Genomic DNA, 17,487 nt, shown 5'->3' on the forward strand with positions numbered 1-17,487 from the left:
TTGAGCACGAAGGACGCCATCGCCCTTCTCGCGGGAGCCGTCATCGTCGTTTCCTTCGTCGGCACCACCAAGACCCCGCCGGCCACCGCCGCCAGCCCGCTGGGCAACGTCAGCGGCACGCTGCCCGGCCTGGCCCCCATCGTCTCCGACGCCGACAAGGCCAAGGCGCGCGACCTCATCCAGCGGCTGCGCGTCAAGAGCTTAGGCCCCAACACCGGCTACGAACGCACCCGGTACGGGGAGAACTGGGCCGACACGGCGACCGGCGTGCCGTACGCGGGCAACGGGTGCCGCACCCGCGACGACCTGCTGGCCCGCGACGGCCGCGACGTGACGTACCGGGAGGGCTCGTCCTGCGAGGTCGTGTCGATGACCCTGGACGACCCCTACACGGGCAGGACCATCTTCTGGCACCAGGACAACGCCGACGAGGTGCAGGTCGACCACGTGGTGCCGCTGAACTACGGCTGGCGCATGGGCGCGCCACGCTGGCCCATGTCCAAGCGGCTCGACTTCGCCCAGGACCCGCTCAACCTGCTGCCGGTCGACGGCGAGGCCAACGAGGAGAAGGACGCCTCCGGGCCGGCGAGCTGGCTGCCGCCGCAGCGGCGCATCCGCTGCGCGTACGTGACTCGCTTCGCGCAGGTCGCGTTCAAGTACAACGTGCCGGTCACCGCGGCCGACAAGAAGACGATGCTGGCGCAGTGCCGCTAACGCGGGTCGATCCAGTCGAAGCCGTTCGTGAACGTCAGCTCGGCCAATGCCCGCTGCCCGGCCGCGCTCGGGTGGAAGAAGTCCCACTTGCTGACGTGGTCGAGGGTGAAAGGAAAGGTGAACACGGCGCCGCCGTCGGTGTCGCAGCGGGGACCGTAGGCGGCGCAGGCCTGGGCGGCGGCCCGGTTGTAGGCGATCACCCGCTCGCGCACCCGGGTGCGGCGCTCGGTGTCGGCCCGCTTGGTGGAGGACGGGTTGGCCAGCATCGTGGGGCAGATGCGGCCCAGTGTCCAGAACGTCCTGGCCAGCGGGTTGCGCCGGCCCGCCTGCCACAGCCGCCGCAGGTCGGGGATGCTGGCGATGAGCACCCGTGCGCTGGGCATGCCGGCCCGCAGCTCGGCCAGCGCCGCCTCCAGGCGCTGCCGGTAGGTCGCCACCGGAGTCATGGCCTGCTCGGTGCGCGCGCACGCGTCCTGGGCGCCTATGAGAATCGTCACGTAGTCGGCCTTGGCGGCGACCGCCTTCTTCACCTGGCCGAGCAGGTCGGCGCTGGTGGAGCCGGGGACGGCGTAGTTGAGGTTGTGCTTGTGGAGCGTTCCAGACAGCCTCGACAGGCGGAGGTAGTGGCTGGTGATCTCCCGGTGGTCACCTGCCGACCACGAGCGGGAGGTGCAGGAGACGTACCAGCCGCAGGCGTTGAAGCCGCTGGAGACGGAGTCGCCGAGCGCGACCATGATCTCGGGTACGGGCTCCGCGGCGGCCTGCGCCGGAGCTGCACCGGACAGGACGACGGCCGCGGCGAGGATGGGGCCCAGGCGAGCGATCATGGCCCCAAGGTAGAGAGCCGATCATGCGCGGACTATGGCGTCGAGGCAAGGTCTGCCATTTCAGGACCGTCTTCATATGGCCGCTTGACAGCCCGAAGATGATCAGGCTGTGACCAATCCCGCATGGTGTCCGGTTTTTTCCGAGTTCGCTGGCCGTAACGTGCCATTCACGGGGGTCCGAGTCGAACATGTTCAGGTCGCGAATAGCATGTCTTGAGTGAGTGTCGCGCTCGGAACAATCCGCCCGCTGCCGGTTCGCACCACCCCCGTGGTCGACCCCGGCAATCTGTCGGCTGGGCTAGCCTCTCTGCCAAGCACGGCGCCGTACGCCTGGATCAGGAACGGCGAGGGACTCGTCGGCTGGGGCCAGGCCGCCAGGGTCGCCGTGCCGCCGGGGCCGGGCAGGTTCGCCTGGGCACGGCAGTGGCTGGCCGGCGTGTTCGGCGACGCGCACGTCGACGACGCCGTCCGCACCCCCGGCTCGGGTCCCGTCGCCTTCGGCAGCTTCACCTTCGACGAGGACGCCGACGGCTCGGTCCTGGTCGTGCCGCAGGCGGTGCTCGCCCGCCGCGACGGCCACGCCTGGCTGACCACCATCGGGGAAGCGCCGCTGCAGACCTTCTCGCCCCTGCGCGACCCCGGCCGCATCAGCTACGGCGACGGCAGCCTCTCCGCCCCCGAGTGGGAGCATGTCGTGGCCCGCGCCGCCCAGCGCATCCGCGACGGCGAGCTGGAGAAGGTCGTGCTCGCCCGCGACCTCGTCGCCACCGCCGAACGCCCCATCGACGTGCGGCTGCTGCTCGCCCGGCTGGCCCGCCGCTACCCCGAGTGCTACACGTTCTCCGTCGCGGGCCTGGTCGGCGCCACCCCCGAGCTGCTGATCCGGCGCACCGGGCAGGAGATCGAGTCGCTCGTGCTGGCCGGCACGACCCCGCGCGGCACCGGACCGGCCGACGACGTCGCCCGCGGGGCCGCGCTGCTCGCCTCGGCGAAGGACCGGCACGAGCACGAATGCGCGATCGCCTCCGTCCGCCAGACCCTCGCCCCACTATGCTCGTCGCTCACCACCCCGGACGAGCCCGAGCTGCTCATGCTGCCCAACGTCCAGCACCTGGCCAGCCACGTCAGCGGCCGGCTGGCCGACGGCGCGTCGGTGCTGGACGTGGTCGCCGCCATGCACCCCACCGCGGCCGTCGGCGGCACCCCGACCGACACCGCGATCAAGGTCATCCGCGAGCTGGAGGGCATGGACCGGGCCGGATACGCCGGGCCGGTCGGCTGGATCGACGCCCACGGCGACGGCGAATGGGGCATCGCGCTGCGCTCGGGGCTCATCCAGGGCCGCCGCGCCCGCCTGTTCGCCGGCGGCGGCATCATGGGCGACTCCGACCCGGCCGCCGAACTGGCCGAGGCGCAGGCCAAGTTCCGCGTCATGCAGTACGCGCTGGAGGGCTGAGCCCAGCTCGGCTCAGGGGCCGGGCCGGCGCCGCTCAGGCGGGGACGTGGACGTCCTCGCCCACGGCCACCCGAGCCCGGCCGGCCGTCAGCGTGGCCACCCAGTCGGCGAACGTCGCCACCTCGTCCTCGCCCACCGCGACGGCGAACGTGACGTCGCTCGCGTACACCACGTCCTCGACCGCGTAACGTGAGGCCCGCAGATCGTTCTCCACCCGCCCGGCCTGGTCGTGCGCCACCGAGACGCGGACCCGCTTGGCCGGCACCATCCGCACCGGCTCGGCCCGGTCCAGGGTCTCCGTCACCGCCGACCCGTAGGCCCGCACCAGCCCGCCCGCCCCCAGCAGCACACCGCCGAAATAGCGGGTCACCACCGCCACCACGTTGCTGAACCCCCGCCCCACCAGGGCCTGCACCATCGGCGTGCCCGCGGTGCCGCCCGGCTCCCCGTCGTCGTCGCCCTTCTGAATGCGCTGCCCGATGACGTAGGCGGTGCAGTTGTGGGTGGCGTCGGCGTATTCGCGCCGCCGCCCGGCGATGAACGCCGCCGCCTCCGCCACGCTGCGCGCGGGCGCAACGGCGCAGAGGAAACGCGATCGCCGCACCTCGGTCTCGTGTTCGACGGTGGTGGTGAGAGTGAGGTACGGAGCAGGCACATCCGACAGAGTAATGCCGTCGCCGCCGGAACCATCCGGGCTACCATCGCGTTCATTCGATAGGACCTCGGGGAGCGTCTCCATGGACACTGCGAACGACGTCATGCCCTTCATCATCTCCGCGATCGGCGCCTACGGCGTGAGCGTGCTGGCCAAGACCAGCGAATTGGCCGCCGACACTCCCGTCGCCCGCGGCGCCCGCATCCTGCAGCGCGTGTTCGGCCGCGGCGACGCCTCCTCCAAGGCGGTGATCGAGGCGGTGGCCGAGGGGAAGCCTGACGATGTGCCCAGCCACGCGGCGTTGAAGTCCGCCATCTCGGCGGCCTTCCGGGCCGATCCTCACCTGTCGCGGGAGGTCGCCGCCATGTTGCCCCGGTCTGCGCTGCCCGCCTCCGAGGACCGTCCGGTCGCGGTGGGCGGCGGCGTGAGCGTCACGGGGGACGAGGAGAGCAACGACTCGCCTCGCTGAGGGACCACTGAGACATGGCACAGGCCCGGAGGATCTGCTCCTCCGGGCCTCGGCGTGCCTTGGGTAATAATGGCCCGTCCACCAACAGGCCGGATGCCTTTACTTTGTAGATCAAAGCTGACCCCCCGGCTTTTCGCGTCAGCTCCCTTCGTACCTCCGAACTCCTCCCATGTATCGCCCGAAACCCTCAAAATCCGGTCATTGTCGCTTCAGCTCGTGTGCCAGTTCCTCCAGCTCCGCCCCTCCCGCCATGAGCGAGGTCAGCGCCTGCGGCGTGATGTCGGCCTTGGCGTACTCGCCCATACTGGTCCCCCGGTTGAGCAGCAGGAACCGGTCCCCCACCGGGTAGGCGTGGTGCGGGTTGTGGGTGATGAACACCACGCCGAGCCCCCGGTCGCGGGCCCGGGCGATGTAGCGCAGCACCACGCCCGCCTGCTTGACGCCCAGCGCCGAGGTGGGCTCGTCGAGGATGAGCACGCGGGCGCCGAAGTGGACGGCCCTGGCGATGGCCACCGACTGGCGTTCCCCGCCGGACAGCGTGCCGACCGGCTGGTCGACGTCGCGGATGTCGATGCCCATCGCCTTCAGCTCCTCGCGGGCCACCCGGCGGGCCTGGGCCACGTCGAAGGCCAGGCCCTTGGTCGGCTCGGAGCCGAGGAAGAAGTTCCGCCACACCGACATGAGCGGGATCATCGCCAGGTCCTGGTAGACGGTGGCGATGCCGCGGTCGAGCGCGTCGCGCGGGCTGGAGAAGCGCACCTCCGCCCCGTCCACCAGCAGCGTGCCCGCGTCGTGCTGGTGCACCCCGGAGAGGATCTTGATGAGCGTGGACTTGCCCGCGCCGTTGTCGCCGAGCACGCAGACGACCTGCCCGGCCGCCACGCCCATCGACACCTCGCGCAGCGCCAGCACTGAGCCGAACGTCTTGCCGATGCCCCGGGTCTCGAGGATCAATGCCGCACCTCCTCGGCGTAGCGCCGGACCAGGCGGTTGGCCAGCGTCGCCAGCAGCAGCATCCCGCCCAGGAAGAACGTGAACCAGTCGGCGTCCCAGCCCAGGAACACGATGCCCTTGTCGGCCATGCCGAAGATGACCGCGCCGATGGCGGCCCCGATGGCGGAGCCGTACCCGCCGGTGAGCAGGCAGCCGCCGATCACGGCCGCGATGATGTAGATGAACTCCTGCCCGATGCCGATATTGGCCTGCACGGAGGTGTAACGCAGCGCCAGGATCGAGCCGACCAGCCACGCCGCGAACGCCGTCGTCATGAACAGGGCGATCTTCGTACGGGCGGCAGGCACGCCGACCGCGCGGGCGGCCTGCTCGTTGCCGCCCACCGCGAAGATCCAGTTGCCGGCCTTGGACCGCATGAGCACCCAGGTCGCCACCGCGGTGACCAGGATCCACCACAGGATCGCCACCCGGTACGACGTCCCGCCGATCTGGATCGTGCCGGCGAGGACGGCGTTCGCGCCCTCGAACCCGGAGGCCCGGCGCAGGCCGCTGACCTGCACGGTCCCGGTGATGGCCTTCGTGACCCCGAGGTTGATCCCCTGCAGCATCAGGAACGTGCCCAGCGTGACGATGAAGCTGGGCAGCTTGGTCCGCGTCACGACGAGCCCGTTGGCGAGGCCGACGGACAGAGCCACGACCAGGCCGACGAGCATGGCGATCCACACGTTGAACCCGAAGCGGGTGGCCAGGGTGACCAGGATCAGGCCGCTCGTGCCGGTCAGCACGCCTGCCGACAGGTCGAACTCGCCGCCGATCATCAGCAACGCGACCGCGACCGCCATGATGCCGAGCGTGGCCGCCGGGTCGAGCCAGTTCGCGATGCCGTCCGGCGACCGGAACACCGGCGACTGGGCGGCGAAGAACACGAACACCACGACCATGCCGACGACCGCGCCCAGCTCAGGCCGGATCAGCAGGCGGCGGGCCAGCCCGACCTGGGCGACCCGCTCGTCGGCCGTGACCGTCATCGGGTGCCGGCCTCGGCCAGCTTGGCCACCTGCTCGGCGTTGTCCTTGGTCACGAACCCCGGCCCGGTGTTGACCGGCAGGCCGCCGCCGACGGTGTTGAGGTTGGCCTTGTACAGGTTGAGGAAGGTGATCGGCAGGTAGCCCTGCAGGTACTGCTGCTGGTCCACGGCGAACAGGACCTCACCGGCCTTGATCGCGTCCACGACGTCGGCCGACAGGTCGAACGTCGCCAGCTTGGCCTGCGACCCCGAGTCCTTGATCGCGTCCCTGGCGGCGATCGCGATGGCCGGGTTAAGCGACAACACGCCGTTGACCTGCTGGTCCGACTGGAGCTTGGCGGTGACCTTGGAGGTCACGTCGGCCAGGTTACTCACGTCCACCTGCAGCCGCTCGACGGTCCCGCCGAGGGTCTCCTCGGCGCCCTTGCATCGCTGGTCGAGACCGACGTTGCCGGCCTCGTGGATGACGCACAGCAGCTTGGTGACGCCGGCGGCCTTGAGCTGCTCCCCCGCGCCCCGCCCGGCCACGTCCTCCGACTGGCCGACGTGCGTGATGGCGCCGACCGCCTTGGAGGAGTCGGCGCCCGAGTTGATGGTCACCACCGGGATCTTCGCGGCGACGGCCTTGCCGATGGCCTCCTTCAGCGCGTCGGGGTTGGCCATGGAGACCACGACGCCGTCCACCTTCCCGGAGACGGCCTGGTCGATGAGTTGCGACTGCTTGGCGGGGTCACCGTCGCCCTGATAGGTGACGCTCACCCCGTACTGCTTGCCCGCGGCCTCGGCGCCGTTCTTGACCACGTCCCAGAAGGAGTCGCCGGGCGCGCCGTGGGTGATGACGGCGAACCTGGCGCCACCCGCCTGCGGGGCCACCGAGGTTGCGGGAGAGGCGCTCTGCGCGCTCTGGCCTCCAGAGGAACAGCCGGTCACGGCGAGGGCGCCGAGCAGGGCCAGCACGATCGGGGTACGTCTCACAGGACACCTCCAAGACCAACGGGCTTGGTCTGGTTGTACCTCAATATCAACTCTTTGTATAGACATAAGGACGAATACCGACACCGCTCGTTCACGTGAGGCGGCGACCGTACGGAGGTGATCGTGCGACCACTCCTCACCACAGTCCTGATGCTGCTCACCCCCCTGTCCCCCGGCGTCGCGACCGTCACCGCCACCGCCGAGACCCCGCCCCTGTACGACGACGACGCGGGCGGCAACGCCAACGGCGACGACCCGGCGATCTGGGTGCACCCGACGCGTCCCGGGCAGAGCGTCGTGATCGCCACCGCCAAGGAGGGCGGCCTGTACGCCTACGCCCTGTCCGGCGCCCAGCTCCAGCACCTTCCCGCCCAGCCGCCGCCCGGCCCGGACCACGAGCCCGGCCGGCTCAACAACGTCGACCTCGTCCGCGGCTTCCGCCTGTCCACAGGCGCGAAGGTGGACCTGGCCGTGGCCTCCGACCGTGGGCGCGACCAGCTGCGCGTCTACGCGATCGACCCCGCGAAGGCCGCCGCGGGGCAGCCGCCGCTCACCGACGTCACCGACCCCGCGGTCCCGTTCGTCTTCAACAGCACCCAGGAGGAGGTCGACGCGGCCGAGACCGCCTACGGCCTGGCCGTCACCGGCACGCAGGTGCTGGTCAGCCGCCGCCACGAGACCAGGCTCGGCCTGCTGGAGCTGGTCGCCGCGCCCGGCGGCAAGGTCACCTACCGCAAGGTCCGCACCCTCGACCTGCCGTCGAACTTCGCCCTGCCTGACGGCTCCACCTGGACGCCCTGCCTGGAGCCGGGCGAGCTCCCGCAGGTCGAGGGCATGGTCGTGGACCGCGACGTGCTGTACGCCGCGCAGGAGGACGTCGGCATCTGGCGCCTGCGCGCGGACCTGACCGGCCGTCCGGTCCTGATGGACCGCGTCAAGGAATACGGCAGGCAGGACACCTACGACCCGGCGACCGAGGAGTGCGTGCCCGGCCAGGACCGCGGCTACGGCGGCGAGCACCTGGCGGCCGACGCCGAGGGCCTGACGGTGTACGAGACCGGCCGCGACAGCGGCTACCTGCTGGCCTCCAGCCAGGGGGACGACACCTTCGCCGTCTACGACCGCGCAGGACGCAACGCCTACCTCGGTCAGTTCCGGGTCGGCCCGGGCGACCGCACGGACGGCGCCGAGGCCAGCGACGGCGCGATGGCCACCAGCGCCCCGCTCGGCCACGCTTACCCCAAGGGCCTGCTGGTCGTGCACGATGGCGCCGACAGCCCGCCGGACGGCGACCGTGAGGTCACGAACTTCAAGTTCGTGGACTGGCGCAAGGTGGCCCGCTCCTTCACCTAGCAGCGGCACCTGCGCTGGGGTATGTGGCGTGCGAGCGCCACATACCCCAGCCGAGGGCACCCCTGGCAGGCCTGCTCAGGCGTCTACGCCCGGCTCGTGTGCTGCAGGTGAGACCGCACGTTCCGCGCCGACGACCGTGTCCAACCCCGAGAGCAGCGCGACGGGGTCTTTGACCATGCCCGGGTTGCGTGCCATGAACGCCAGCTCCCGTGAGGACAGGTCGCGAACGGCAAGCACCCCGTCCACCTTCAAAATCAGGATGGAGCCCAGCATGACGACCGCCGTCTGATGCGGCTCCAACGCGGTGATCAGCGCGGCGACCGCGGCACTCTTCTTCTCATCCACCTCTGCGATCGGCTGATGGAGCAGTCGCACCCGAGCAGCATGTTCGAGCTCCGCCAGGAGCGCCTTGGCCTCGTCGGAGCCCGACCATGCCCGGACCGCCAGCCGCAGCCTCAGCAGCCATGACCCGCGAATCTCCGGCAGCCGCTGCTCCACCTCCATGCCGAACGCGCGCAGCACGCCGACAGCGGCACGTTCAACCTCGTCCGAGCCAGACTCGTCCACAAGGTAGATCACGGCCGACGGCCGGTCGCTGAGGTGCTCCTGCAGCCAGGACGTCAGGATGCCTTCCAGGAAGGTGGCGGGCGCTTGTACGTCGCCTATGAGGAGTCTTATCGCCTGAGGAGCGACATCTGCGTGGCCGGACTCCGCAGCACGATCCCACCAGAGGCGAGCAGTCTCCACGTCGGCCTTCTCGTTCGCCAGCAGCCCGAGCCGATACATCGCCCGCGGCGAGACATCGGCGTCGCCGGCGTCGGCAACACGTCGCCACCATTCCCCTGCCGTTCTGGGGTCACCATTCTCGTAGGCGGTCACCCCGTGGCGGTACATCTCCAGCGGCGACGTGTCGGCGTCCAGGACATCGAGAGAGCCGGGGCTCCGGATGTCAGTGCCACCCCCATGGTCGCGGTCCATCTCACCGAGGATGTACACGACGGCCGCCGCCTCGCCACCTGCCTGGGCGTCTCTCGTCGTCCGTGCTGCGTCGGCCGCGTTCATCGCCGCGGCAGCGTCCGAGTAGCGGTGAAGTGCTTCGAAGACCTCTGCTAAACAGGCCAGCGACACGATGAGGGGGGCGCCCCCCATCAGGCGGGTGATCGCTACCGCCTCTTGTGCGTGGGGCAACGCTTCCACCGCGCGGTCCCGTCGAAGAAGGAGCCGGGCCGTGGTGCGGAGGCTGCGCGCCAGGAGCGGCACATGCTCCTCAGAGCGATACACCAAGTCGCGGCTTTTGATGACTGCTTCTCGCGCGCTATCGAGGGCGTCGTCGCTCCATCGTGACCGCGATTGCGCCTGCGCGAGCAGGCCCTCGATCGCCCGAACAACGGCTGCGTTCTTCTGGCGCACGCCCTCGGATTCATTCCGCGCCACGACAGCGCCTCCTCCCTACCGCGCATGCCTCCACCGTCATCTTCGGCGTGCCGGCGTCGCTCCGCTACCCAGATGCGGCCAGGATCGTGGAGATGCCGGAGGACACCGCCGTGACCCCCGGGTGGCCTGCTCGCCCGCCGCTGGTCGTGACCACGATGGGGCCGAGGATTCTGACCCGCGTCGGGTGATGCCGGACGACGATCTCCGCGACCGCCCCGCCGAGACCTCCGGCGGTGGTCGACTCCTCGACCGTCACGAGCAGGGCCACGAGGTCGGCCCGCACCGCGACGGCGACACCTTGAGCTGGAACGCCCGCGCGGGCAAGGCGTACACGATCCAGAACGAGGCGGCCGTCGCCCTGAAGACGCCCGCCACGGCCAGGCCGGGCACCGCCTTCGAGGCCCAGGTCACGGTCACCGCCACCGGACGGCGTGCGGTGCCCGCCGCCGCCGTGACGCTCACCGTGCCCCAGGGCTGGACCGTCGAGCCGGCCACCCGCCACCTGGTGGCCGTGGCGCCCGGCGAGAGGCGTACCGCCGCCTTCACCGTCACGCCCGGACCGGCCGACGGCTCGCGCCGCGCGGTGCTGTCCACGGCGGTCACCGGCGACTCCTGGAAGGGCGCGGCCTCCGCCGTGCTCGCCCTGGAACCCTGCGCCCCGCCCGAGAGCGGTTCGGTCCTGGTCGCCTGGGACCCGCAGGAAGGCAGCACGGTCGCCGACGCCTCGGGCAACGGCCGCAACGCCACCGTCACCGGCGCCGCCGCGTACGACGCCACGGCCCCATCGGGCAGCGGGCTCGTCCTCGACGGCACCACCTACCTGACCACCGCGGACACCACACTCGGACTGGTACGCGAGGCGACCTTCGCCGCCGAGGTCAAGATCGCGGGCAGCGGCTACCGCCGGCTGTTCGACTCCCAGCGGTCCGGTGACCCCGGCACGGACGGCGTGCTCCTCGACGTGACCCCGAGCAACACGCTGCGCTTCATCGGCGCGGGTGTGAACGTCACCCTGAACACCACCCTGCCCACCGGCCGCTGGATCGACCTCGTGGTCACCCTGGACCGCGGCGGCGCCCTCACCGCCTATGTGAACGGCGAGCGCAAGGCCACCGGCCAGGCCACCTCCGACGGCATCACCGGCTGCACCTCGCGCCCGCTGCGCTTCGGCGCCGACCAGGGCGGCGGCCAGCGACTGAGCGGCGGGCTGGACAGGGCCGCCATCATCGCCAGGACGCTGACCGCCGACGAGGTGAAGAACTGGCGGCAGCTCGCCTTCTGACCTCCGCTCCTTCGCGGCGTGCGTCCGGAGCCGGATGGGACCCCACGTCCCATCCGGCTCCTTGGCGCTTTCGGCGCCCCCGCGACCGTGTGGCCGGCTCGGCCGGCATCTCGCCATGCTACGGACGACTGTCCGCGAATGTAGTGACGCTGCGTACCGTCACGCTTGCCCCACTCTTGACAGCAATCGCACCGCACATCATTCTGATGCCAGCCGTGCGACCGGCATACGGACGATTGTCCGCCGCTGGCTCACTTCCCCCAGCACCTAGGAGCACTCCATGAGCAGCGCCACCGACCGTCCCCCAGGCGGCACCTCCCCCGTGAGCTCCCAGCAGGTGACGAAGGCCTCCATCGCGATCGGGTTCGCGGTCCTGTGCGCCTCGTACATGCTCAACGCGATGGACCGGCAGATCTTCTATCCCCTCTTGCCGGAGATCCGGGCCGAGCTCGGCTTCTCCCTTGACCAGGGCGGGCTGCTGGCCACCGGTTTCACGCTGGGACTCGCGCTCGCCGGCCCTCCGGCCGGCTATCTGGCCGACCGGCTCTCACGCAAGGCCATCATCCTCGTCAGCGTGCTCGTCTACTCGCTCGGCACGCTGGCCATCCCGCTGGCCGCGGGCTTCGTCGACATGAGCGTCTACCGCCTGGTTTCCGGGGTCGGTGAGGGCGTCCAGGCCACCGTCCTGTACGCGGTGATCGGGGCGTTCTTCTTCCACCGCCGCGCGCTGGCCGCCGGCGTCGTGGGTGTGGCCTTCGGCCTGGGCGTCTTCCTCGGCCCGCTCCTCGGCTCGTCGGTGGCAGGCAGCTGGGGGAGCTGGCGGGCGCCGTTCTTCCTGTTCGCCGCCGCCGGTCTCGTCATGAGCCTGCTCATCGCGGCCACGGTGTCGCGCACGATGACCGAGGCGGTCACCGGCACGACCACCGAGCGCGACGCCGCGTCCTACGACCATGTGCCGGCCTCCCCCTACAACCGCAACACCCTCGGCGTGGGCATCGCGTGCGCCGTGTCCGGGCTGGTCTTCTACGGCTACCTCGGCCTCTACCCCACCTTCCTGCGCGACGGGCTCGGCTTCGCCCCCGATCAGGCGGCCTTCGCCGTGTCCATGGGCGGACTGGGCGCCATGATGGCCCTGCCGGCCGGCTGGCTGGGCGACCGGCTCAACCAGCCCCGCCTGCTGATGTTCGCCATGGTCGCCACCTCGGCCACCGCATACCTGATGTATCAGGTCGCCACCTCGGCGCAGGCCCAGTATCTGCTGTCCTTCCTCATGGGCACGTTCGCCAGCGGCTTCCTGTTCACCAACTGCTCCACCGCCATGCAGCGGGCCGTCCGCCCGCACCACGTCGGCCGCGGCGCCGGGCTGTTCATCCTGTCCTATTACGTGGCCGCCGCCTTCTCCGGCCTCCTGTTCGCCCGCCTGGTAGGCGCCCTCGGCTGGGATGGCGCCGGCCTCTGGCAGCTCACCCTCCTCCCCATCGTCGGCGTCGCAGGCCTCCTCCTCGTCAACCCGGCCAGGATGGTCCTCCCACGCGCCCCCAGGTAAAAGGGCCCTCTACCAGGTCGATCCCTGCCGACACGGCTGCGACGGCCGCGGAAGAAGCCACCTGGCGATCCGTTCCCACATCGCGACGGGGTTGGAGTACATCGGAAAGTGAGCGCTGTGCGGGATTTCCGCGAGCTCGACACCATTGGCGTGCAGTTTCGGCAGGTACGACAGGGAGGAGCTCTGCTCGCCGTACATGAACATCCGCGGGCACGGGAGCGAAAGGAATTTCGCCATCAGGTCACCGTGGTCGGACAGGTGGACCATCGACTCGAAGATCCCGCGTACCGCACCGGGACGTACCTTATGGCGGAGGGCTGACGCGTAGAGGGCGCTGGACGAGAAGGGTGACCGGCGAGTCCGCTCGATGAAGTCGTCGAAAAACCTCTCGTCCCCCGCCGGATGCGTGACGATCTGCCGGCTCAGGAAGCAGTCTTCCGAGGCGAGGTTTCCCTCGATGTCAATGAAGCTGAGGACGCGGCCCGGATCCTGGTGTGCCAGCATCAATGCCGTCAGGCCACCCATGGAATGCCCGGCAACGTGAAACCGCCGGATCCCCGCGCGTTCCAGGACCGCCTGGGCGGTCTTCACCAGGAACGGTATCGATATCGCCGACAAGTCCTCGCAGGAGGTCTCCCCGCATCCCGGTGCGTCGTAGGCGAGGAACGGGCGCCCCACGAGGGCGGCCTGGCGGGCGAAATCGACGTAGTCCTCCTTTGTCGAGCCGAATCCGTGCAGGAAGACAACCGGGGCGAGTGCGCCGCCGCGACGGACCGTGGCGACGTCGAGGCCTACGCCGTCGACGCGCAGACTCAAGTGTTCGTTCGTGAGTTCACTTCCTGATGACACAGGGACAGTCCACCAGAGGCCTCTCATAGACTCAAAGTCTGATTCACTCTCCCAACAAGACGAATGACGTCTTAACCCTGCGGGTACGCGGAGGCGATGCGCAGGAACTCCCGTACCAACGGTTCGTGCGGACTGTCCCGGGTGACGATCGACAGCTCCACCAGGTCGGCCTGGTTGGTGAGGGGGCGGTACGTGGCCGGCGCGGGGATGGAGCGGGTCGCGACGTTCGGCACCAGCGTCACGCCGAGGCCACAGGCGACCATCGCCAGCTGAGTTGTGATCGAGTTCGCGAGGTGTCGTGCGGCCGGGCTGAATCCGGCCCCGCGGCAGGTCGCCATGAGCTGGTCGTAGTAGTCCGGTGAGGTGTCGCGCGTCAACCAGACCCACGGTTCCTCGGCGAATCGTGCGAGATCGACGGGGCCCGTGGTCTCGGCGACGACCGGATGGTCACCTGGCAGCGCGATGACGAAGCAATCCCGGCGCCAAACCTGCGTGCGCAGGTGCGGGACCGGCGTGCTGAGCCGGACCACGGCAACGTCGATGTCGCGCTGCAGGAGACGTTCCCGGGCCACGCGGGTGTCCACTTCCACGACCTGCAGATCGACCTGGGGCCGCATCCGCCGGAATGTGCCGATCGTGCTCAGCAGCGGCTCGCCCAGTGCCGAGGTCACCACGCCGATCCGCAGCGTTCCCATCAGCCCCGCCTCCGCCTGGACGGCCACCTCGTGAGCGCGCTTGGCGGCCGCGACGAGGTTGCGGCACTCCCCTTCGAACACCCGGCCGGTCTCGGTGAGTACGACCTTCCGGTGCGTACGGTCCAGCAGCAGCGCGCCGAGCCGGCGTTCCAGTTGCAGGATCGCCTGACTCAGGGGCGGCTGCGACATCCCGAGCAGCTCGGCGGCACGTCCGAAGTGGAGCGTCTGCGCCACGGCTAGGAAGTAGCGCGCCTCGCGAACCTCGATCATCAGTCGCTCCGCATATCACTTTGAGAGGAAATCAGACCTTCAGCATATGACTCGGGCTTGGTTGACTGGGCGCATGACCGGAAATGCCGACCTGTTGGAGCAGTTCACGGCGCTGGACAGCGCGACCGTGTCCGATGCTCTGGACAACTGTGGCCTGCCGCCGGGGCAGGGCGGGCTGCCGCCGATGTGGGGCAGGCCCAGGATCGCGGGATTCGCCGCGACCGTCGAGCTCGAGCCGACTGCGGGAGTACACGCCGGTGCCCACATCCTCACGGACGCGATCGCGGTGGCGGGCGCCGAGAACATCATGGTGATCGCCAACGCCGGCCGCACCGACGTTTCGTCGTGGGGCGGCATCGTGAGCGTCGGCGCCGCACTGCGCTCCATCCGAGGGGTCGTCACGGACGGTGCCTGCCGGGATGTCGATCAAGCACGGGAGCTCGGCTTTCCCGTGTTCGCGCGAGCGCAGGCCCCCGTGACGGCTCGCGGCCGGCTGCGGCAGAAATCCGCTGGAGGTCCGGTCCGCCTCGGTGACGTGATGGTCGAGCCGGGCGACGTGGTGATGGCGGATGAGGGCGGTGTCGTCGTCGTTCCGCGCGAGCGGGTGGCCGAGGTCCTGGCCGAGGCCCGGCGCGTGCGAGCTCGCGAAGCCAGGATCGAAGCGGACGTGCGGGCGGGAACGCCGTTGCCTCAGGCCATGCGGGACGCTCGCCTGGCCGGGGTGGAGAAACAGTGACCACCGAACAGGAAGCGGCGGTGCTGAGCCGGCTCCGCGGACTGCCCACGGCGGCGATCTCGGACGCACTCGACCGGGAGGGCATCCCGGGCGCCCTCGCCGGCATCACCCCGCTGTCGAACGATTTCCGCGTGGCTGGGCCGGCTTTCACCGTACGGTACGCGCCCATGGACACGACCAGCGGCACGGTCGGCGACTTCCTGGACGACGTACCACCCGGGTCCGTGATCGTCATCGACAACGACGGCCGCAGTGACGTCACGGTGTGGGGCGGCATCATGACCGAGGTGGCCTCGGTCCGCCGCGTCGCCGGCACCGTGATCAACGGGGTCTGCCGTGATGTCGCGACGTCACTCGCGCACCGCTACCCCCTCTTCAGTCGCGGGCGGTTCATGCGAACGGGCAAGGACCGGGTGCGCCTCGTCTCCGTCGGCGAACAGCTGGCCGTCTCCGGCGTGGACATCCACCCGGGCACGATCGTGTGCGCCGACGCCGACGGCGCCGTCGCCGTCCCCTACACCGTCGCGGAGCGCATCGCCGAGGTCGCCGAACGGATCGAGCAGGTGGAGAACCAGATCGTGGCGGCCGTACGCGCGGGGAGCGGCCTACGGGAGGCCCGCGAGATGTTCGGCTATCACCGCCTCCAGCGGAGGCGGTCATGACGGACGCGGCACGCGGGCACAGCGCGGCGACCCTCTACGAGGCCTCTCCCCGCGGACGCGCCTGTGACCCGGCCCTTCGCCCCGTCTGGCCCGGAGCGCGGCTGGCTGGACCGGCCTTCACCGTGCAGGGAATCGGTGGCGACAACCTGGCACTGCACCGCGCCGTGGCGACTGCTCCGGCCGGCAGCATCCTGGTGGCCGACCTGCAGGCGGCGGCGCACGGCCACTGGGGCGAGATCCTGGCCGTCGCCGCCAGGCAGCGCGGAATCCTCGGGCTCGTCCTCGACGGTGGCGTACGCGACGTCGCCGAGCAGGCGGCGCTCGGCTTTCCCGTCTTCGCCCGTCACGTGACGGTGGTCGGCACGGGCAAGGAGCACCCGGGCAGGTTCGGCGTTCCCGTGCGCGTCGGCGGCGTCGTCGTCCGGCCCGGCGATCTCGTGGTCGGCGATGCGGACGGCGTGGTCGTCGTACCGGCCGAATCCGTGGATATCACGCTCGAGCGGGCCGACGCCAGGGTCGCCGCGGAGCGGCGTGCGCTCGTGGCGATCCGACGTGGGGTGACCACCCTTGAGTACTACGACCTGCCGAGACGTGACCGTGAGCCCTGACCCGCGTGCGCGTGCTCGACGCTCCCTGACCTCCGACCAGGACACACGATGACCACAGAGCAGTTGCCGCATACCCATGCCCGTGCCCAGGACGGCACCGTGCTGGCCTATCAGCGCCACGGCGTGGGCAGACCGCTGGTGCTCCTGGCCGGGCAGGCCAACAACCATCACTGGTGGGACGGCGTGCGCCAGGACTTCCACGCCACTCACAGCACCATCACCCTCGACTACCGCGGCACCGGTGACAGCGGCAAGCCCGATGGGCCCTACTCCACGCGGGTATTCGCCGATGACGTGATCGCGGTCCTGGACGACCTGGGGATCGACCGCGCGGACGTCTACGGCACGTCCATGGGCGGACGCGTCGCCCAATGGCTTGCCATCCGCCATCCGGACCGGGTCGGACGCCTGATCCTCGGCTGCACCTCGCCCGGCGGCCCGCACGCGCTCGAACGCGACGCCGGCGTGCGCCGCGCCCTGGCCCAGCCCGATCTCGCCGCGGCCCGCGAGGCTCTCCTTCACCTGATGTACACACCCGCCTGGCTGGCCGGGCATCCGGGCCCGTACACGACACTCGGCGATCCGGGCATGCCCCCGCACGCGCGACGCGGCCACCTCATCGCGAGCAACGAGCACGACGCCTGGGACGCGCTGCCTCAGATCTCCGCTCCCACCCTGATCCTGCACGGCGACCAGGACCGGCTCACCCCGCCGAACAATGCTCCGCTGCTCGCCTCGCGCATCCCGGACAGCCGGACGCACCTCTTTCCGGGAGCGCGACACGCCTACTTCCAGGAATGCCGCCCGCTGGCCGGCGCCCTGGCCACGGAGTTCCTCACTGATCGTTAGCTTGTTCTTTATCCTCCGGATTGTTGTAGGGCTGCGAGAGTGCGGCCGCGTTTGACGGTCTTGCCAACGTCGTAGCGGGGTGCGGGCCGGCGATTGGGGATCCCGGGTGGACGTCCTGGGCCGGGC

The 17,487-nt window shown here is 70.3% G+C and carries 19 protein-coding genes; 10 read left to right on the forward strand and 9 right to left on the reverse strand.

Annotation, left to right across the window (positions count from 1 at the left end):
* On the forward strand, positions 1–714 hold the full coding sequence (locus tag Q9G87_RS16575) for an HNH endonuclease family protein (RefSeq protein WP_305917243.1): 714 nt from the start codon (positions 1–3) through the stop codon (positions 712–714).
* Here Q9G87_RS16575 and Q9G87_RS16580 read toward each other — a convergent pair.
* Complete coding sequence (locus tag Q9G87_RS16580) at positions 711–1,541, reverse strand: SGNH/GDSL hydrolase family protein (protein WP_305917244.1); 831 nt, start codon at positions 1,539–1,541, stop codon at positions 711–713. The two genes, Q9G87_RS16575 and Q9G87_RS16580, sit on opposite strands and share 4 nt — an antisense overlap.
* A gap of 217 nt (positions 1,542–1,758) precedes the next feature.
* On the opposite strand from Q9G87_RS16580, the gene Q9G87_RS16585 reads away from it, so the two are divergent.
* Positions 1,759–2,997, forward strand: coding sequence for an isochorismate synthase (locus tag Q9G87_RS16585; RefSeq protein WP_305917245.1), 1,239 nt, complete (start codon positions 1,759–1,761; stop codon positions 2,995–2,997).
* 34 nt (positions 2,998–3,031) lie between these two features.
* Here Q9G87_RS16585 and Q9G87_RS16590 read toward each other — a convergent pair whose 3' ends face one another.
* A complete protein-coding gene (locus Q9G87_RS16590) occupies positions 3,032–3,652 on the reverse strand; it encodes an IMPACT family protein (RefSeq protein WP_305917246.1) in 621 nt (206 codons plus the stop codon).
* Between the two features lie 82 nt (positions 3,653–3,734).
* Between Q9G87_RS16590 and Q9G87_RS16595 the strand changes: the two genes are divergently transcribed.
* Positions 3,735–4,121, forward strand: coding sequence for a hypothetical protein (locus tag Q9G87_RS16595; protein WP_305917247.1), 387 nt, complete (start codon positions 3,735–3,737; stop codon positions 4,119–4,121).
* A 198-nt stretch (positions 4,122–4,319) separates the two neighbouring features.
* Here the strand turns inward: Q9G87_RS16595 and Q9G87_RS16600 are convergent, their stop codons facing one another.
* Genes Q9G87_RS16600 through Q9G87_RS16610 form a run of 3 tightly spaced genes read right to left on the reverse strand, consistent with a single transcriptional unit; the run spans position 4,320 to position 7,077 of the window.
* On the reverse strand, positions 4,320–5,075 hold the full coding sequence (locus Q9G87_RS16600) for an ATP-binding cassette domain-containing protein (protein WP_305917248.1): 756 nt from the start codon (positions 5,073–5,075) through the stop codon (positions 4,320–4,322).
* A complete protein-coding gene (locus tag Q9G87_RS16605; protein ID WP_305917249.1) occupies positions 5,072–6,103 on the reverse strand; it encodes an ABC transporter permease in 1,032 nt (343 codons plus the stop codon). Before Q9G87_RS16605 ends, Q9G87_RS16600 begins: the two co-directional genes overlap by 4 nt.
* Positions 6,100–7,077, reverse strand: a complete 978-nt coding sequence (locus tag Q9G87_RS16610; protein ID WP_305917250.1) for a sugar ABC transporter substrate-binding protein — start codon at positions 7,075–7,077, stop codon at positions 6,100–6,102. The genes Q9G87_RS16605 and Q9G87_RS16610 overlap by 4 nt, the downstream gene beginning before the upstream one ends.
* Positions 7,078–7,200: 123 nt before the next feature.
* On the opposite strand from Q9G87_RS16610, the gene Q9G87_RS16615 reads away from it, so the two are divergent.
* Positions 7,201–8,430 carry a phytase gene (locus Q9G87_RS16615; protein ID WP_305917251.1) on the forward strand — a complete coding sequence of 410 codons (1,230 nt, stop codon included), beginning with the start codon at positions 7,201–7,203 and terminating at the stop codon, positions 8,428–8,430.
* A gap of 75 nt (positions 8,431–8,505) precedes the next feature.
* Here Q9G87_RS16615 and Q9G87_RS16620 read toward each other — a convergent pair whose 3' ends face one another.
* Both Q9G87_RS16620 and Q9G87_RS16625 read right to left on the reverse strand, forming a co-directional pair.
* The gene (locus Q9G87_RS16620) at positions 8,506–9,864 is read right to left on the reverse strand and encodes an SEL1-like repeat protein (RefSeq protein WP_305917252.1); all 1,359 of its coding nucleotides are present in this window, start codon (positions 9,862–9,864) and stop codon (positions 8,506–8,508) included.
* Between the two features lie 64 nt (positions 9,865–9,928).
* Entirely contained in the window at positions 9,929–10,147 is a 219-nt protein-coding gene (locus Q9G87_RS16625) for a hypothetical protein (protein ID WP_305917253.1), read from the reverse strand.
* A gap of 15 nt (positions 10,148–10,162) precedes the next feature.
* On the opposite strand from Q9G87_RS16625, the gene Q9G87_RS16630 reads away from it, so the two are divergent.
* Together Q9G87_RS16630 and Q9G87_RS16635 are read left to right on the forward strand one after the other, a co-directional pair.
* A complete protein-coding gene (locus tag Q9G87_RS16630; RefSeq protein WP_305917254.1) occupies positions 10,163–11,146 on the forward strand; it encodes a LamG-like jellyroll fold domain-containing protein in 984 nt (327 codons plus the stop codon).
* A gap of 280 nt (positions 11,147–11,426) precedes the next feature.
* A complete protein-coding gene (locus Q9G87_RS16635; protein WP_305917255.1) occupies positions 11,427–12,692 on the forward strand; it encodes an MFS transporter in 1,266 nt (421 codons plus the stop codon).
* A 9-nt stretch (positions 12,693–12,701) separates the two neighbouring features.
* Here Q9G87_RS16635 and Q9G87_RS16640 read toward each other — a convergent pair whose 3' ends face one another.
* Both Q9G87_RS16640 and Q9G87_RS16645 read right to left on the reverse strand, forming a co-directional pair.
* The gene (locus Q9G87_RS16640; RefSeq protein WP_305917256.1) at positions 12,702–13,568 is read right to left on the reverse strand and encodes an alpha/beta fold hydrolase; all 867 of its coding nucleotides are present in this window, start codon (positions 13,566–13,568) and stop codon (positions 12,702–12,704) included.
* 44 nt (positions 13,569–13,612) lie between these two features.
* Complete coding sequence (locus Q9G87_RS16645; RefSeq protein ID WP_305917257.1) at positions 13,613–14,506, reverse strand: LysR substrate-binding domain-containing protein; 894 nt, start codon at positions 14,504–14,506, stop codon at positions 13,613–13,615.
* 73 nt (positions 14,507–14,579) lie between these two features.
* Between Q9G87_RS16645 and Q9G87_RS16650 the strand changes: the two genes are divergently transcribed.
* From Q9G87_RS16650 to Q9G87_RS16665, 4 genes are read left to right on the forward strand one after another with little or no spacing between them, the layout of a single operon-like run.
* On the forward strand, positions 14,580–15,242 hold the full coding sequence (locus Q9G87_RS16650) for an RraA family protein (RefSeq protein WP_305917258.1): 663 nt from the start codon (positions 14,580–14,582) through the stop codon (positions 15,240–15,242).
* Positions 15,239–15,904, forward strand: coding sequence for an RraA family protein (locus Q9G87_RS16655; protein WP_305917259.1), 666 nt, complete (start codon positions 15,239–15,241; stop codon positions 15,902–15,904). The genes Q9G87_RS16650 and Q9G87_RS16655 overlap by 4 nt, the downstream gene beginning before the upstream one ends.
* Positions 15,901–16,512, forward strand: a complete 612-nt coding sequence (locus tag Q9G87_RS16660; protein WP_305917260.1) for an RraA family protein — start codon at positions 15,901–15,903, stop codon at positions 16,510–16,512. The genes Q9G87_RS16655 and Q9G87_RS16660 overlap by 4 nt, the downstream gene beginning before the upstream one ends.
* A gap of 48 nt (positions 16,513–16,560) precedes the next feature.
* Positions 16,561–17,361, forward strand: a complete 801-nt coding sequence (locus Q9G87_RS16665) for an alpha/beta fold hydrolase (RefSeq protein WP_305917261.1) — start codon at positions 16,561–16,563, stop codon at positions 17,359–17,361.
* Positions 17,362–17,487: the final 126 nt, after the last annotated feature.

This window comes from Nonomuraea turcica, assembly GCF_030718205.1.
Taxonomy (GTDB): Bacteria; Actinomycetota; Actinomycetes; order Streptosporangiales; family Streptosporangiaceae; genus Nonomuraea.

What these genes read in the sequence shown, in the direction of transcription:
- Q9G87_RS16580 (WP_305917244.1), bottom strand. Translation starts at nt 1,541, where the DNA reads ATGATCGCTCGCCTGGGCCCCATCCTCGCCGCGGCCGTCGTCCTGTCC.
- Q9G87_RS16595 (WP_305917247.1), top strand. Translation starts at nt 3,735, where the DNA reads ATGGACACTGCGAACGACGTCATGCCCTTCATCATCTCCGCGATCGGC.
- Q9G87_RS16605 (WP_305917249.1), bottom strand. Translation starts at nt 6,103, where the DNA reads ATGACGGTCACGGCCGACGAGCGGGTCGCCCAGGTCGGGCTGGCCCGC.
- Q9G87_RS16635 (WP_305917255.1), top strand. Translation starts at nt 11,427, where the DNA reads ATGAGCAGCGCCACCGACCGTCCCCCAGGCGGCACCTCCCCCGTGAGC.
- Q9G87_RS16640 (WP_305917256.1), bottom strand. Translation starts at nt 13,568, where the DNA reads ATGAGAGGCCTCTGGTGGACTGTCCCTGTGTCATCAGGAAGTGAACTC.
- Q9G87_RS16645 (WP_305917257.1), bottom strand. Translation starts at nt 14,506, where the DNA reads ATGATCGAGGTTCGCGAGGCGCGCTACTTCCTAGCCGTGGCGCAGACG.
- Q9G87_RS16650 (WP_305917258.1), top strand. Translation starts at nt 14,580, where the DNA reads ATGACCGGAAATGCCGACCTGTTGGAGCAGTTCACGGCGCTGGACAGC.
- Q9G87_RS16660 (WP_305917260.1), top strand. Translation starts at nt 15,901, where the DNA reads ATGACGGACGCGGCACGCGGGCACAGCGCGGCGACCCTCTACGAGGCC.
- Q9G87_RS16665 (WP_305917261.1), top strand. Translation starts at nt 16,561, where the DNA reads ATGACCACAGAGCAGTTGCCGCATACCCATGCCCGTGCCCAGGACGGC.